The sequence below is a fragment of the Acidovorax sp. BL-A-41-H1 genome (assembly GCF_051942715.1).
This window is the reverse complement of sequence record NZ_JBPVJQ010000008.1, coordinates 28,145-43,373: the sequence shown is the minus strand read 5'-3', so window position 1 is coordinate 43,373 and position 15,229 is coordinate 28,145. Positions and strand designations below refer to the sequence as shown.

Here is a 15,229-nt window from a genome sequence, read left to right as displayed (position 1 = left end):
GAGGCCGGTTTTTGTTTGAATTTTCAGCGCCTGAGGCAACGCAGGTGCTTTCAGCGCCGCCGCCAGGCGCGGTGGGCCACGGCCGGTGACAATAGCGCCCCCGTCTGCCACATGGCCCCCAAGAAATGACACATCCCCCCGCCAGGAGCTGGAACAGCCAGTGGTTCGTGCCCACCGGCGAACAACAGCAGGTGCTGCAGTCCAGTGCTCCGGCCCTCATCATCAGTGCGCTGGCGGGCACGGGCAAAACCACCACGCTGTGCATGAAGGCCTGCCAGCTGCTGGCGGGCCTGGGGCCGCAGGGGCGCATCCTGGTGCTGGCCTATTCCCGCGCCGGTGTGACGGCGCTGCGTGACCGGTTTCTCAAACTCCACGGCGCCGTGCCCGCCAGCCTGGAGATCCTGACGATCGAGCAGCTCAGCGAACAGGTGCTCAAGGCCCAGGGCGATCCGGTGGTCAAGCTCGATGACCCGGTGCAGCGGCGCTTTTTGATCCTGCAGGCCCAGCAGGCGTTGCGCCAGGAACTGGCGCGCAGCCCGGACCCGGATGCCGACGCCGTGCTGGCGCATGACGTGGACATCGACGCTTTTCTGGCCTTCGAAGCCCTGGCCAAGAAACGGCAGCTGGACAAGCAGTGTGAGGACCATGGCGGCACCTTGCGGGATTTTTGTGAAGCGCAGGACCTGGACTACGGCCTGTACCGCCTGCTGCGGCACTACGAGCGCATGCGCGTGGGCATGGACCACGAACCCCGCTTCTACGCCGAGGGCGACTGCAGCTTCGAGCTGTGCCGCCAGCTCGACCTGCTGGGCTGGGACGATCCCTGCGAGCCGCTGGTGGGGCGCTATGGCGCGGTGCTGTTTGATGAACTGCACGACCTGGACGAAGGCGCGCTGACGATTCTGCGCAAGCTGGTGCAAAGCCACAACGGCGTGTTTGTGGGCGCGGGCGACTTCAACCAGCACATCCATGAGGGCGCGTTCTCGGTGTTTGGCGGCGCGCTGCAGCACATGCTGGGCAGCCTGCCTGCGGGCACGGAAGTCCTGCGCATCCACACCACACGCCGCTTTGGCGCGGAGATATGTGCGGCCCTCAATCCCTTGTTCGGGGTGGAGTTTGCGTGTGCTGCGCAGAGTTCGGACTCGTTCGTGCACCTGCGCTACGACACCGACGCGCACTGCGCGCAGCAGCTGGTGGAGCTGCACACCCAGATTGTTCAGGGCTGGGGCGGCCTGCGGGCTGACACATCCGACAGGGCCGACAAGAGCGCGCACAGCGCGCTGAACGTGGTGCTGCGCAACCCGCAGGACAGCATCCTGCTGGAGTGGGTGTTTGGGCACGAAGGCGTGCACTACGGCTGCCAGGGGATGGGCGCCTTTTACCTGCGCCGCGAAGTGGCCCTGGTGCTGGCCCTGATGTGGGCGCTGGACGGCGACAGCGCCGCAGAGCGACCCCTGACCCCGGGGATCGTGGCCGCCGCCATTCAGGGGCTGCTGCACTATGGCCGCCGCAACGCCCGGCCCGATGCGGTGGACCCCGACGTGCTGGCCCAGGGCCAGTTTGACGATGCGGGCTGGAGGGTGGGGCCGGGGGCCAGCGAAAGCCAGCAGCTGGCCGCGACCCTGCATGGCAATGCGCCGCTGATGCAGCGCTACATCGTGCACGGCACGCTGGACCGCAACGCCCCGCCGCTCGCAGACGCCTGTGCCCAGGCCATGGCGCTGGGGCCGGAAGTGCTGGCCGATGCGGGCGCGTTCTTCAGCCATGCGCTGGTGCGCCGCATCTTTGATGATGCCGCCATCCATGGCGCGGAGCGGCAGGCCTGCCTGGCCAGCCTGGAGCAATTGGCACGGCTGGCGCAGGGCATGCCTGCAACCGAGTTCCTGGGCCGCCTCACGCTCATGGCCACCACCAGCATTGCGATGTACCAGGCCAAGGAGCCCGTCACCCTGCGCCTGCTGAGCGTCGAAGCGTGCAAGGGGCGCGAGTTCATGTTTGTGGCCGTGCCGTTTGTGGAGCGCGGGCGGTTTCCGGGCCCGGCCTCGCATGCAGAGGCCTACCGCGAGCGCAACATGCTGTACGTGGCCATGACCCGTGCGCGCACGGCGCTGTGGCTGCTGGAGAGCGCTGCGCGGCCGGTGAGCCCGGGGCCGGTGTAGCCAGGGCTGCCAGGGAGGGGGCTTAGACCTTGCCGCGTCCCTTGCGCGGGGCGCGCGCGGCCTGTGCGGGCGCCCGGGTGCCTGCCTGGTCGAGCCACAGCAGGGCGTCCATCTGGGACATGAAGCGCCGCAGGTAGTCGGGCGACAGCGCGCGCATCAGGCTCAGCGAGCGCAGCACCAGCTTGTGCGAGTTCAGCGGGCCCGCGTTTTCGGGCCCCCGGTGCAGGGCCTGCACCACCTGCTGCTCGGCCGAGATCTTGGACCAGACCTCGCTGAACTGGCGCACGCTTTTCATGTCGGGCAGGTGTGCACCTGCGCTGGCGTGCAAGGCGTCGGTGGTGTCGGCATGGGGCTCGGCCGATGCGCGGGCCCTCAGCTCGCGGTTGAGCCGGGCCAGGGGGGATGGCGCAGCGGTTGCCGGGGTCGCCCCCGTGCCGGGTGCCGCCGCTGCGGTGGCGGCAGACCGGGCCTCGCAGGCATAGGTGGCCACGGCCTGCTCCAGCCGCTGCGCCAGCACCTGCTGCACGGCTGCGGGCTGGCCCGGCAGGCGCTGCGCCAACACCTCCAGGTAGTGGAAGCGGGCCGGGTTGTGGCGCTGTAAGCCTTCGGCGCGCAGCGTCTCCAGCATGGCCTCACCGGGCTGTTCATTCATGGCGCGGGGCTGGTGTGTTCGAGGCCTTGGGCACCGGGGCCATTTCCACGCGCCGGTTCTGTGCGCGACCCTTTTCATCGGCGTTGTCGGCCACGGGCTGCTCGGCGCCAAATGCGGCGGCAAACACCTGGGACGAGGGCATGCCCTCGTCGATGAGCGCGCGGGCCACCGTGAGGGCCCGCTGGGCCGACAGCTCCAGGTTGTCGGCAAAACGCTGGTGGGGGCCGCGCAGCAGCGTGGTGTTGTCGGTGAAGCCGCTCACCATCAGCATTTCATCGCGCTCGCGCAGGTAGACCTGCAGGGGCTGCACCAGGCTCTTGAGCAGCTGGCGGCCTTCGGGGCGCAGCTCGTCGGAGCCCGTGGCAAACAGCACGCTGCCGCTGATGCCGATGCGGCCGTTGTTCACCGTGACGCGGCCGCTGGCCAGCGGAATGGCCAATGCTTTCTCCAGCGCCATGCGGCGCTGTTCCTCCTGCTGGCGCTTTTCCACCTCCTGCTTGAGGCTGGCCACCAGGTCGATCTGCACCACCAGCACCCCGGCCAGAATCAGCACGAACGCGCCCAGCAAACCGGCCATGAGGTCGCCGAACACCGCCCACACGGGGGCGGTGGGTTCGGCGCTGTCGTCCAGGGTGTCGTCCAGGCCGGTCACGCGGCGGCTCCCTCGGTCACTGCTGTTGCCACGCTGGCAGGTCGGCCCGCGTTGCCATGCAGCCTGCGCAGGTCTTCCACAATGCCCTGCTGGGCGCTGATGCTCAGGTCAATCACCTCGCGGGCCTGGGCCACGTAGTAGGCCAGTTGCTCGTCGCTGCGGTTCATCGACTGGCTGATGGCGCCCTCGATGCTCTGCAGGCCCTCCAGCAGCTTGTCGTTGCTGGCGCTGAACAGGCCCACGCCATGGCCGAAAGCCTCGCCCAGGCTGGACAGCTCCACCGCGCTGGCAGCCACATGGGCGGCCACTTCGTCCACCTTCCCGGCCTGCGCGCCCAGCGCCTGGGCAAACTGGTCGCCCGCCTGTTCCAGCACCCGGGCGGCGGAGCCCACCAGGGCATCGATGGCCGCGCGCTGCTGCACGGCGGCATCGTTCACCGCGTGCAGCAGGGTGCCTAGCTGCTCCACCATGGAGGTGCGCTCGGCCAGCGCGGTGTTGTCGCGTTCGCTCATGCGCGCCATCTCCTGGCGCAGCTGGGTGATGACCTCGGCCGCCGCCTGCGGCACGTCGGATGCGGTCTGCAGCAGGCGCGTGACAGGCGCCTCCAGCGCCGACCCGAGCGTGGCCAGGTGCTGTGCGACGGCGGCCTGCAGCGTGTCGAGCCGCTCCACGGCGGCCTGGCCGCGCTGGGCTTCGGCGTCGCGCAGGGCCTGCAGCTCGGTGCGCCACACGCTGGTGAGTTCGTCCATGCGCTGGCCCTGGGCCTGCACCCACTGGGCCTCGGTGGCAAGGCGCGTGCGCAGCAGGGTGTCCGACTGCTCCATCAGCGCCGCCGTGCTGCCCAGGGTGCGCGCCACCTGCTCGGTCATGCGCTCGGTGACCTGGGTGGCGGTGGCCTCCAGCGCCCGGCACACGCCCTGCTGCTGGGCCACCGCTTGCTCGCCCACACGCTGCCACTCGGCCGTCAGGGCGCCTGCCATGCCGTCCATGGAGCGGCTCCAGGACTCCAGCCGCTGCTGGTCGGCGGCGAGCTGGGTGGTGTGCGATTGGGCCACGGTGTTGTTCAGGGCCTCCAGCCAGGCGCTGGAGCGCTGGTCGAGTGCCTGGCTGGCGGTTTGCAGCGTGTGGCCGATCTGGGTGGCCGTGCCTTCGAGTGCCTGGCAGGCTGCCTGCTGTTGCGCCACGGTGTGTGCGCCCACCTTTTGCCATTCGGCACTGAGGGTGCTGGCCAGGCCTTCCATGGTGCGGCTCCAGCCCTCCGCGCGCTGCTGGTCCGCCGCCAGCTGGGCCGCGTGCGATTGGGCCACGGTGTCTTGCAGGGCGGCGAGCAGGGCGTCTGCGCGCTGGTCGAACGCCTGGGTGGCGCTGTGCAGGGTGTGGCCGATCTGCGCGGCAGCGCCCTCCAGCGCCTGGCCCACGCCCTGCTGCTGTGCCACCGTCTGGGCGCTGGCCTGCTGCCATTCGGCGGCGAGTGTGGTGGCCATGCCGTTCAGGGCGTCGCGCCAGCCTTCCAGGCGCTGCGCATCGGCGGCGGCCTGGGTGGCTTGCAACTGGGTGGCCGATGCCTGCAGCGAGGCCAGCAGGGCGCTGGAGCGCTGGTCAAACGCCTGGGTCACGGTCTGCAGGGACTGCTCCAGTTGGGCCACCAGCGTGGATTGGGTCTGGCTGTGGCTTTGCAAGGCGGTGGTCCAGGTGTCGGCCACCTGGCGGGCCGTACCCTCCCATTGGCCCGACAGCGCCTGCATCTGCGCATCGGTGGTGGCGCGCAGGCGGTCGTGCGAGCGCTGGGCCTCCTGGGCCAGGGTGGCCATGGCTTGCTCCACCACGGGGCGGATGGCCTCCCCGGCCTGGCGTGCGCTGGCGCCCAGGCTGTCTTGCAGCGAGGTGCCCACGGCGCTGGCCAGCTGGGTGTAGGCGGCAGCGGCTTCGCGGTGAAATTCTTGCTGCTGCGTCACCAGCTGGGTGCCCAGCTGTTCGTTGCGCCGCTCCAGCCCTTCCGCCAGGCCCTGCAGGCGCTCAGCGATCAGGGGCAGGGCCTGGGCCTGTGTCTGCAGGGCGTGCAGCATCTCGTCACGCCGATGGGCGGGCGAGAAGGGGCGGAACAGGGTGGGGATGTGTGCATCCAGCAGGCGCACGGCCGCCAGCCGCTCGCGGCGGCTCAGCGCCGACAGCAGGCCCAGCATGGCCGAGGCGGCCACACCGGCCACCGAGGTGCCAAACGACAGGCCCAGCCCCTTGATGGGCGCCGACAGCGCGGCGCGGATCGACTCCAGGCTGGACGAGGTTTCCAGCGCAGACATGGTGCCGCTGAAGGTGATCACCATGCCGAGGAAGGTGCCCAGCATGCCCAGCATGACCAGCAGGCCCACCAGGTAGGGCGTGAGGGCGGGGCCTGGCAGTGCCACACGCTCGCCTTCGATGCGCTGGCGCACGGGGTGGTGCAGCGCGGGGGCCAGGCGGCCCAGCCAGCCGTTCAGGTCGGCCAGCGGTGCTGGTCCTGCCGTGCCGTCGGTCAGCGCGCGCCCCAGGGACTGGGTGGCGGCGCGGAACTGCCATAGCTCATAGGCCCCCAGCACATAGACCGCGCCAATCACCGCCGTCATGGCCAGCGCCAGGGGGCTGGTTCCGACAAAGCCCCAGCCCACCCAGCCCACGGCCGCCAGGCCCACGGCGAAGACGGCGGGCATCACACTCTTGTTCATTCCTGTTGTCCTGTTTTCTCGTTGTGGGCGGCTTCCAGCAGCCCCGTGATGGGTAGCAGGCGCACTTGCATCTCGGCCAGCAGCAGCGCCTGCATGTCTTGTTCAAAAGCCCACAGCCAGCCGCCTGGCAGGCGCCAGCGTTGCGGCTCATCGGCCAGGCCCCGGGCCTGCAGCGCCTGCTGGTGCGCCTGGTGGCGGTGGGCCAGGCGGCGCTCCAGGTGGCTGGGCAACGACGCCCACAGCCGCTGCTCGCGCGCGCCCAGCATCTGCTCCATGACGGCATCCAGGGCCGCCAGCTGCCGCAGGGCGGGGCGGCCCTTGGCAATGGAATGGCGCACCTGGGTCCGCAAGGCCAGCAGGCGCGTGTCCATCTGCCGCTGCAGCTCCAGGTAGCGGGGGGCATGGGCACCAAAGTCTGCATCGGCTTCGGGGTCGGGCAGCGCCACGGGGGTGTTGTCGGCCCGTGCGCGCAGGGGCTTGGGGGCTGCGGCCCGGGCCGTGAGCAGTGCGGACAGGTCCGCCTGGGCTTTCTGGACAAAACGGTCCAGTGCGGCCAGGTCGATGGCCATGCCGGGTTCTGCCCCTGTGCGTCCTGCCTCTGGCAAGGATTCGATGGCATGCAGCGCCCGGCTGAGCTGTACGGCGTCCACCGTGCCCAGCCACTGGCTCAGCGTGTGCGCCACATCGGGCTGCGGTAACTGCGCAGCCCGCGCGCCATCGTCCCGCGCCCATTGCTGGAGCAGGACAACAAGGCGTGAGCTGTTGAGTCGGTGGTGCAGGTACATCCCGTGGAGGCCATTCACTGTGCTGGCACCCCGCACCGGATCGCTCCGGGTGCGGGGGCATCAGGGAACGGGTCCCCAGTGGGCAAAGCCCGCTATTTTCGCAGGAACGCCGAACCGGCCCGCCCGGGCTGGGAGGGCGTTGCAGGTGTTACATGTCCGGAACCCCTTGGAAAGAGGGGAAAATGGCGCAGCGTTGCGGCGGGATCCTTGCACCGGGGGCGCTATGACCCTGGGAGGGCTGGCGGGCCTTGGCCAGCAGTGCTGACGGTCCCGCCAAGGGGCAGGGGCTCAGTAGGTTTCCAGGTGCAGGCGGCCCTCGCGCTGCAGGGCCGCGCCCACCGTGTCCCAGTCCAGCCCGGCTTCACTGGCAATGTCGCGCAGGGCCATCACCACGCCTTCTTCCATGCTTTTCAGGCCACACACATAGAAGTGGCTGCTGCCGTCCCGCAGCAGCGCGGCCAGGTCGGCGGCGCGCTCGCGCATCAGGTCCTGCACATAGCGCTTGGGCTGCCCGGCGGTGCGTGAGAACGCCAGGTTGATGTCGATGAAATCCTTGGGCAGGTTCTGCAGCGGGCCAAAGTACGGCAGCTCCTGCTGCGTGCGGGATCCGAAAAACAGCATCAGCTTGCCGCCCTCGAACTTGCCGCTGTTGCGCAGGCGCCGCCGCCACTCGGTCATGGCGCGCATGGGGGCGCTGCCGGTGCCGGTGCAGATCATCACGATGTGCGAGCGGGGGTGGTTGGGCATGAGGAAGGAGCTGCCAAACGGCCCCACCACCTGCACCTTGTCGCCCACCTTCAGGTCGCAGATGTAGTTGGAGGCGATCCCCTGCACAGGGTGGCCGTCATGGTCCTGCGTCACGCGCTTCACCGTGAGGGCCAGGTTGTTGTACCCGGGCCGCTCGCCGTTGCGCGGGCTGGCGATGGAGTACTGGCGCGCGTGGTGCGCCTTGCCCAGTGCATCGGTGCCGGGTGGGATGATGCCAATGGACTGCCCCTCCAGCACCGGGAACGGCATGCAGCCAAAGTCCAGCACCACGTGGTGGGTCTCGTTCTCGAAGCCCGTCTCGGTGCAGTTGAAGTTGCCGACCACGGTGGCTTCGGTAGGGCTTTTGGGCGGGAACAGGTTGGTGTAGGGGTGGGCAGCCGACCAGGGCGGCACCGTGGCGCCGTACTGGGCCGAGCGGAACGCTTGCGTGCCCGGCTCCACGGGCGCGGCAGGGCCGGAGGTAGGTACGGCATCCACGGGCGGCACAACACCTTCGGCGGTCAGCGCATCGGGCGGGAGTTCGGGCGGCAGCTCTTCCCAGGTGAACTGCTCCTCAATCGTGTATGCGCGCGCCAGGGGCATGGTGCGCCAGTTGTCGATGGAGCCTGTGGGGCAGGGCGAGATGCAGGCCATGCAGCCGTTGCACACATCGGCCCGCACGACGTAGTTGTTGTCGTCGTGTGTGATGGCACCTACCGGGCAGGTGGCCTCGCAGGTGTTGCAGCGGATGCAGATCTCGGGGTCGATCAGGTGCTGCTTGATGACGGCGGTCTGGACGGCCATATCCATGGTTGTTCTCCTGAAGGCCTCGCGGTCGGTATGGGGGTTGTACCGGGAGGCGGGCGGGGTGCGCTATCGGCAAAAACGTGGGGCCCCGGCCCATGTTGCCCTGCTCCCTGGTATGGGCAACGGGGCAACGTTGGCGTGTGGGTGGGTCAGCCGAACCGGACGTATTCAAAGTCCACGGGTTGGCGGTTGATGCCCATGACCGGGGGCGCAATCCAGCCCGCAAATTTGCCAGGCTCGACCACACGCCCCATCAGCGAGGCCACAAAGGCAAAGTCTTCCGGCGTGGGCAGCCATTCGGCCTTGCGCGCCGTCCATTCCGCTTCGCTCACCACGCGGCCATCGGGCGACATCTTGATGCCCGCGAGGGCGCCGATCTGGCGGTTGAAGGCCTTGTGTGGCACGACCAGGCGCGTGGGGATGCCGGCTTTCTCCAGCACCTTGTTCCAGCGGCCCACCCCGGCCATCGAGTCCTTGATGAAGTCGTCTCGCAGCACCTCGTTCAAGGCGTTGAGCATGGGCACGTCCTTCTCCTGCAGCTGGCCGTTGACCACTTCCAGCACCTTGTAGGTCTGGCCTTTGAGGATGTGGTCGTCACCTCGCTTGCCTTCTTCGTAGCGGCCCTTGAGGCCCGAGCTGTAGAAAGTGGCGGCGTTGCTCGACTGGTCGGCACCGAACAGATCGATGGTCACGCTGTAGTGGAAGTTGAGATAGCGCTGGATGGTGCCGAGGTCGATGGCGCCTGCTGCGCGCACCTGGGCCGGGTCGTCGGTCTTGAGGTCGTTCATCACCTGCGCGGTGCGCGACAGCACGCGCGAGACGCCGCTCTCGCCCACGAACATGTGGTGGGCCTCCTCGGTCAGCATGAACTTGGTGGTGCGTGCCAGCGGGTCAAACGCGCTCTCAGCCAGGGCCGACAGCTGGAACTTGCCATCGCGGTCGGTGAAGTAGGTGAACATGAAGAACGCCAGCCAGTCGGGTGTCTTCTCGTTGAACGCGCCCAGGATGCGCGGGTTGTCCTGGTCGCCCGAGGTGCGCTGCAGCAGCGCCTCGGCCTCTTCGCGGCCGTCGCGCCCAAAGTGCTTGTGCAGCAGGTAGACCATGGCCCACAGGTGGCGGCCCTCTTCCACGTTGATCTGGAAGAGGTTGCGCAGGTCGTACATGCTGGGCGCGGTGAGCCCCAGGTGGCGCTGCTGCTCGACCGATGCAGGCTCGGTGTCGCCCTGCGTCACGATGATGCGGCGCAGATTGGCGCGGTGCTCGCCGGGCACGTCCTGCCAGGCTTTTTCTCCCTTGTGGTCGCCAAAGTGGATCTCTCGGTTGGTATCGCCGGGGTTCAGGAAGATGCCCCAGCGGTAGTCGCGCATCTTCACGTGGCCAAACTGTGCCCAGCCATTCGGGTCCACGCTCACGGCGGTGCGCAGATAGACCTCATGGTTGGTCGAACCCTCGGGGCCCACGTCGTCCCACCAATTGATGAAGTTGGGCTGCCAGCCTTCCAGGGCGCGCTGCAGCGTGCGGTCTTCGCTCAGGTTGACGTTGTTGGGGATCTTCTCGCTGTAGTTGATGGTGCTCATGGATGTCTCCTCGCGGGATGGAAAACCGAACGGTTGGGGTGGGGCTAGACGCGGTTCAGATCAAAGCCAGCTTTCTGGCCGGTGCCGTAGACCTTGAGCGCACCTTTGTCGCCCACGGCGTTGGGGCGGTTGAAGATCCAGTTCTGCCAGGCGGTGAGGCGGCCAAAGATGCGAGTGGCCATGTTCTCCTTGCTCGCAAAACGCAGGTTGGCCTCCAACCCTGTGAGCGCGTCGGGCGACATGGCGGCGCGCTCCTCGATGGCGATGCGGATTTCGTCGTCCCAGTCGATATCGTCCGGGGCTGCAGTCACTAGGCCCAGCGCCAGCGCAGCGTCGGCATCCAGAGCCTTGCCGACGGCTGCGCGGGCGGCCTCCAGTGGCGCGGCTTCTTCGTAGAAGCGGCGTTGCAGGCGGCTTTGGTCGTTCACCATCGGCAGCAGGCCGAAGTTGAACTCGTTGAGCGTGATATTGGGTGCGCGTTCCGTGTCGTCGGGCAGGGCCAGCATGTAGGTGCGATCGGCGGCAAAAGCCAGCTCGGCCAGGGAGCCCGCAAAGGCCGAGCCGGGCTCCACCAGCGCGAACAGGCTGCGCGACGACACATCGAGCCGCGCGAAGGTGCGGCGCAGCGCGCCGATGGTTTCGCGTACCAGCCAGTGGTCCTGGTGCGCTATCAGCGTGGCGTCGCTGGCCAGCACCGCCTGTGCGTCGCCTTCGGTCTTGAGCAGCCAGGTGCCGATGTCCAGCTCGTTGGTGCGCAGGTTCAGGATGGCATCGTCCAGCTGGCGCGCCAGGGCCAGGGGCCACCAGGCGGCCCCTGCGGCTTCGATGCTGGCGATGTCCGTAGGCTGCACGCCAGTGGGGACCTTCAGCGTGATGGTGGCTGTGCGGCGGGTGCGGTCGATGTCCACGCTCACATGGGCGTAGCGCAGGCTGTCGGCCGTTTCTTCGCGCTCCACGCGGGGCAGGGCCACGCCTTGCGCGTGGCTTGGGCGGGGGCTGCCCTCCGCCAGACGTGCGGCGGTGTCATCCACTGCAGCAGCGAACTGCGCAGGCTTGGCAATGCGGTCCACCAGGCGCCAGTCCACCGCGCGTTGGCCGCGCACGCCTTCCACGCTGGTGCAGAAGATGTCGGCCAGGTCGTGGCGCACGTGGCGCTTGTCGGTCACACGGGTCAGGCCGCCGGTGCCGGGCAGCACGCCCAGCAGCGGCACTTCGGGCAGCGACACGGCCGAAGAGCGGTCATCCACCAGCACGATCTCGTCGCAGGCCAGGGCCAGCTCGTAGCCGCCGCCTGCGCAGGCGCCATTCACGGCGGCCACGAACTTGAGGCCCGAGTGCTTCGAAGAATCCTCGATGCCATTGCGCGTCTCGTTGGTGAACTTGCAGAAATTCACCTTCCAGGCGTGGCTGGAGACGCCCAGCATGAAGATGTTGGCGCCCGAGCAGAAGATGCGGTCCCGGGCGCTGGTGACGATGACCGAGCGCACCTGTGGATGCTCGAAGCGGATGCGGTTGAGGGCATCGTGCAGCTCGATGTCCACCCCCAGGTCGTAGCTGTTGAGCTTGAGCTTGTAGCCGGGGCGGATGCCGCCGTCTTCGGCAATGTCGAGCGACAGGCGTGCCACTGCGCCGTCCACGGCCAGCTTCCAGTGGCGGTACTGCGTGGGGTCGGTCCGGTAGTCCACGCGGGACGGGGGCTGCACAGGGTGGGTCATGGCGTCTCCTTGGAATGGGTTTGTGCAAAATAATGCATGTTTTGCCTGTTGATGTGCATAATGATGCATATCAACAGGCAAGTCAATGCATGTTTGTGCGGTGATTCGTCAGGAGGTGGCGCGTGGTGGAAAGGGCGGCGCTGGGCGGACAGGGCCACACCCTGTGTGGGGCGTGGCAGGTGTGGGGCTCAGGCCGCCCGGGCTGTGGCCTTGCGCACGCCCGCGTGCAGGGCGGCCAGGCTTTGCTCGGGCGTCTGGCCCGAGGTGTCGATCGTGATGTCGGCCTTGGAATAGAAGGCGGCGCGCCCGTCCAGAATGCGCTTGAGGTCGTCCATGGCTTCCCTGCTGGCCGCCATGGGTCGCATGTCGCCCTGGGCTACCACGCGGCCCATGTGTTCTTCGGGTGCTGCGCGCAGCCAGACGGTGGTGCAGTGCGCCAGCAACTCGTTGAAGGTGGCCGGGTCCGACACAATCCCGCCCGGTGTGGCGATCACGACCTCGCTGTGGATCTGGATGGTTTCTTCCAGCGCCCTGCGTTCATAGCGGCGATAGGCCGTGGTGCCATAGAGGTCGTGGATCTCGCGCACGCTGCAGCCCGCCAGGCTTTCGATCTCGCGGCTCAGTTCGATGAAGGGCACGTCGAGTGCACGCGCCAGCAAGGGCCCCAGGGTGGACTTGCCTGCACCCCGCAGGCCCACCAGGGCGATGCGCCCGTGCCGGGCTGTGTCATTGCTGCCGCCGCTCAGCAGCTCATGCAGGGCCAGGCGCACGCGGCGCAGCTCGGGCTCGCTGCGGTGCTCCAGTAGCTCGCGGATCAGCAGCCATTCGGGCGAGCTTGTCGTGAAATCGCCCATCAGTTCGGCCAGCGAGCAGTGCAAGGCGCCCGCCACCTGCTGCAGCACCAGGATGGACGCATTGCCCGTGCCGTACTCCAGGTTGGCCAGGTGCCGCTCGGACACGTCGGCCGCCACGGCCACGGCCTTGCGGGTCAACCCCCGCTGCGCGCGCAGGTTGCGCACCCGCTCCCCCAGCGCCACCAGCACGGGGTTCTTGGGTTCCTCGGTCGTGGTTGCGGCCGTGGCAATCGTTGGCAAACCCGTCCCTGCCTCTTCTTGTTCGTTCATACCCATCCTTGTGCGCCAATTGCCGCCCTGTATTTGCTCAGGGAAAATACTGAATATGCACTATAGTGCTTGACGCTGACTGAATCAGAAACTATTGTTCGTGTGACGCAACATACTGCATGTTTCGGGGTGGCGCAAGGACATGGATCAAACCATTGCCTTTGCACTTTCGCCCCTGATGCCCTCACCTGAGACACCCATGTCCACCAAAGCCGTATTTCACCAGACCCTTGCCACGTTGACGGGCCAGATCGCTGGACAGCCGCTGGATGCGGCGCTGGCGGGCTGGCTCAACCAGAACCACGGCCCCGGGAGCGATGTGTACGAGCGGCTCAAGGACGCGTGCACGGTGGGGGTGCGTGAAGGCTGGTTGTGCGAGCGCGAGGGCGGTGGCATCCGCTACGGCCGGGTTTTCAAGCCCGAGGACGCCTTGCACCGCTTCTCGGTGGATGTGGTGGACATGCAGGACCTGGCGGGCCCGCACCACACGCACCCGAACGGCGAGATCGATTTGATCATGCCGCTCACGCAGGGCGCGACTTTTGATGGCCACCCTGCTGGCTGGTGTGTCTACCCGCCCGGCAGTGCACACCATCCCACGGTGGCGCAGGGACGCGCCCTCGTGCTCTACCTCCTGCCCGAGGGGCAGATCCACTTCACCCGGTAGGCGCCACGCAGGCCTGGCGACCTGTTGCCGACTCCTTTCCCCTATTTGAAGAAAGCCCCGCATGACTGAACTGCTCCCCAACTATGCCGCAGGGCGCTGGCAACACGGAGTCGGGCCGGGCACAGCGTTGTGGGACCCTGTGCTGGGCACCGCGCTGGTGCGGGTGGATGCGGCAGGGCTGGACCTGGCCGAGGCATTTGCGTTTGCGCGTGATACCGGTGGCGCGGCCTTGCGCGCAGCCACCTACCGCGAGCGCGCCGCGATGCTGACGGCTGTGGTGAAGGTGTTGCAGTCCCATCGCGACAGCTACTACGAGATCGCTACGGCCAATGCCGGTACCGTCAAGAACGACTCGGCCGTGGACATCGATGGCGCCATCTTCACCCTGGGCCAATACGCCCGATGGGGAGATGCACTGGGCGATGTGCGTGCCCTGCGCGACGGAGACGCGGTGAAGCTGGGCAAGGAGACTGTCTTCCAGTCGCAGCATCTGCAGGTGCCCCGGCAGGGCGTGGCACTGTTCATCAATGCGTTCAACTTCCCGGCCTGGGGGCTGTGGGAGAAGGCCGCACCCGCCCTGCTGTCGGGCATGCCCGTCATCGTCAAACCTGCCACGGCCACTGCATGGCTGACACAGCGCATGGTCCAGGATGTGGTGGATGCCGGGGTGCTGCCCGTGGGCGCGCTGTCGGTCATCGCCGGAAGTTCAGCGGGGCTGATGGACCAGCTGCAGCCCTTCGATGTGGTGTCGTTCACGGGTTCGGCTGAGACGGCGGGCGTCATCCGCGGCCACCCTGCGGTGGCCCAGCGCTCGGTGCGCGCCAACATCGAGGCCGACAGCCTCAACAGTGCCCTGCTGCTGCCGGGCGAGGCACCGGGCAGCGAGGCCTTTCACCTGCTGGTGCGCGAAGTGGTGCGCGAGATGACTGTCAAATCCGGCCAGAAGTGCACGGCGATCCGCCGCATCCTCGTGCCCGCAGACGTGTACGACGCGGCTGCCGAAGCCATTGGCGCCAAGCTGGCTGGCATCACCGTGGGCAACCCGCGCAACGACAGTGTGCGCATGGGCTCGCTGGTCAGTCGGGCTCAGCTGGCATCGGTGCACGAAGGCCTGGCCACACTGTTGGCCCATGCCGCAGTGCTGTACGACGGCCGCAACCAGCCGCTGGTGGATGCTGACCCCGCCGTGGCCGCCTGCATGGGGCCCGTGCTGCTGGGCGCGCGCGATGCCGATGCTGCGCAGCCGGTGCACGACGTCGAGGTCTTCGGCCCCGTGGCCACGCTGCTGCCCTACCGCGATGGTGCGCATGCGATCGCGCTCGCGCAGCGCGGCCAGGGCTCGCTGGTCACCTCGCTGTATGGCAGTGATGAGGCCGCATTGGCGCACACCGCGCTGGCAGTGGCTGCCAGCCATGGCCGTGTGCATGTGGTCACGCCCGATGTGGCGCAGGCCCACAGTGGCCATGGCAATGTGATGCCCATGTCGCAGCACGGCGGCCCGGGCCGTGCGGGCGGTGGTGCCGAGCTGGGCGGGTTGCGCGCGCTGGACTTCTACCACCAGCACAGCGCCGTGCAGGCCAGCCCCGCAGTGCTGGCGGCACTTGGTTTGCCTGATCTGGCGTAGCCCTGCTTCATTTGCGCA

General features: G+C 68.0%; 11 protein-coding genes. 3 read left to right on the top strand and 8 right to left on the bottom strand.

Annotated elements, in window-relative coordinates; all coding sequences use genetic code 11:
* The first annotated feature begins 125 nt into the window (after nt 1–125).
* Nucleotides 126–2,159 carry a UvrD-helicase domain-containing protein gene (locus tag ACTPOI_RS22405; RefSeq protein ID WP_440112978.1) on the top strand — a complete coding sequence of 678 codons (2,034 nt, stop codon included), beginning with the start codon at nt 126–128 and terminating at the stop codon, nt 2,157–2,159.
* A gap of 22 nt (nt 2,160–2,181) precedes the next feature.
* Here ACTPOI_RS22405 and ACTPOI_RS22400 read toward each other — a convergent pair whose 3' ends face one another.
* The 8 genes from ACTPOI_RS22400 to ACTPOI_RS22365 form a co-directional block, all read right to left on the bottom strand.
* Nucleotides 2,182–2,811 (bottom strand): DUF2894 domain-containing protein, encoded by a 630-nt coding sequence (locus ACTPOI_RS22400; RefSeq protein ID WP_440112975.1) that lies wholly within the window; start codon nt 2,809–2,811, stop codon nt 2,182–2,184.
* Nucleotides 2,804–3,463 carry an OmpA family protein gene (locus tag ACTPOI_RS22395; protein WP_094291556.1) on the bottom strand — a complete coding sequence of 220 codons (660 nt, stop codon included), beginning with the start codon at nt 3,461–3,463 and terminating at the stop codon, nt 2,804–2,806. The genes ACTPOI_RS22400 and ACTPOI_RS22395 overlap by 8 nt, the downstream gene beginning before the upstream one ends.
* Complete coding sequence (locus ACTPOI_RS22390; protein ID WP_440112972.1) at nt 3,460–6,165, bottom strand: DUF802 domain-containing protein; 2,706 nt, start codon at nt 6,163–6,165, stop codon at nt 3,460–3,462. Before ACTPOI_RS22390 ends, ACTPOI_RS22395 begins: the two co-directional genes overlap by 4 nt.
* The gene (locus tag ACTPOI_RS22385; protein ID WP_440112969.1) at nt 6,162–6,950 is read right to left on the bottom strand and encodes a DUF3348 family protein; all 789 of its coding nucleotides are present in this window, start codon (nt 6,948–6,950) and stop codon (nt 6,162–6,164) included. The genes ACTPOI_RS22390 and ACTPOI_RS22385 overlap by 4 nt, the downstream gene beginning before the upstream one ends.
* A gap of 288 nt (nt 6,951–7,238) precedes the next feature.
* The gene (gene boxA / locus ACTPOI_RS22380; protein ID WP_440112966.1) at nt 7,239–8,507 is read right to left on the bottom strand and encodes a benzoyl-CoA 2,3-epoxidase subunit BoxA; all 1,269 of its coding nucleotides are present in this window, start codon (nt 8,505–8,507) and stop codon (nt 7,239–7,241) included.
* 146 nt (nt 8,508–8,653) lie between these two features.
* Entirely contained in the window at nt 8,654–10,081 is a 1,428-nt protein-coding gene (boxB, locus tag ACTPOI_RS22375; RefSeq protein ID WP_252659869.1) for a benzoyl-CoA 2,3-epoxidase subunit BoxB, read from the bottom strand.
* Nucleotides 10,082–10,125: 44 nt separating this feature from the next.
* Nucleotides 10,126–11,796: a 2,3-epoxybenzoyl-CoA dihydrolase gene (gene boxC / locus ACTPOI_RS22370; RefSeq protein WP_094291551.1), complete on the bottom strand. Its 1,671-nt coding sequence runs from the start codon at nt 11,794–11,796 to the stop codon at nt 10,126–10,128.
* Nucleotides 11,797–11,984: 188 nt separating this feature from the next.
* Nucleotides 11,985–12,920: a helix-turn-helix transcriptional regulator gene (locus tag ACTPOI_RS22365; RefSeq protein ID WP_094291550.1), complete on the bottom strand. Its 936-nt coding sequence runs from the start codon at nt 12,918–12,920 to the stop codon at nt 11,985–11,987.
* A gap of 199 nt (nt 12,921–13,119) precedes the next feature.
* On the opposite strand from ACTPOI_RS22365, the gene ACTPOI_RS22360 reads away from it, so the two are divergent.
* Both ACTPOI_RS22360 and ACTPOI_RS22355 read left to right on the top strand, forming a co-directional pair.
* Nucleotides 13,120–13,587 (top strand): DUF4863 family protein, encoded by a 468-nt coding sequence (locus tag ACTPOI_RS22360; RefSeq protein WP_094291704.1) that lies wholly within the window; start codon nt 13,120–13,122, stop codon nt 13,585–13,587.
* Nucleotides 13,588–13,648: 61 nt separating this feature from the next.
* A complete protein-coding gene (locus ACTPOI_RS22355; protein ID WP_440112960.1) occupies nt 13,649–15,211 on the top strand; it encodes a 3,4-dehydroadipyl-CoA semialdehyde dehydrogenase in 1,563 nt (520 codons plus the stop codon).
* Nucleotides 15,212–15,229 lie beyond the last annotated feature (18 nt).

Excerpts from the sequence above, each read along its gene's own strand:
- ACTPOI_RS22405 (WP_440112978.1), top strand. The coding sequence starts at position 126 with ATGACACATCCCCCCGCCAGGAGCTGGAACAGCCAGTGGTTCGTGCCC.
- ACTPOI_RS22360 (WP_094291704.1), top strand. The coding sequence starts at position 13,120 with ATGTCCACCAAAGCCGTATTTCACCAGACCCTTGCCACGTTGACGGGC.
- boxC (WP_094291551.1), bottom strand. The coding sequence starts at position 11,796 with ATGACCCACCCTGTGCAGCCCCCGTCCCGCGTGGACTACCGGACCGAC.
- ACTPOI_RS22390 (WP_440112972.1), bottom strand. The coding sequence starts at position 6,165 with ATGAACAAGAGTGTGATGCCCGCCGTCTTCGCCGTGGGCCTGGCGGCC.
- boxA (WP_440112966.1), bottom strand. The coding sequence starts at position 8,507 with ATGGATATGGCCGTCCAGACCGCCGTCATCAAGCAGCACCTGATCGAC.
- ACTPOI_RS22365 (WP_094291550.1), bottom strand. The coding sequence starts at position 12,920 with ATGAACGAACAAGAAGAGGCAGGGACGGGTTTGCCAACGATTGCCACG.
- ACTPOI_RS22355 (WP_440112960.1), top strand. The coding sequence starts at position 13,649 with ATGACTGAACTGCTCCCCAACTATGCCGCAGGGCGCTGGCAACACGGA.
- boxB (WP_252659869.1), bottom strand. The coding sequence starts at position 10,081 with ATGAGCACCATCAACTACAGCGAGAAGATCCCCAACAACGTCAACCTG.
- ACTPOI_RS22400 (WP_440112975.1), bottom strand. The coding sequence starts at position 2,811 with ATGAATGAACAGCCCGGTGAGGCCATGCTGGAGACGCTGCGCGCCGAA.
- ACTPOI_RS22385 (WP_440112969.1), bottom strand. The coding sequence starts at position 6,950 with ATGTACCTGCACCACCGACTCAACAGCTCACGCCTTGTTGTCCTGCTC.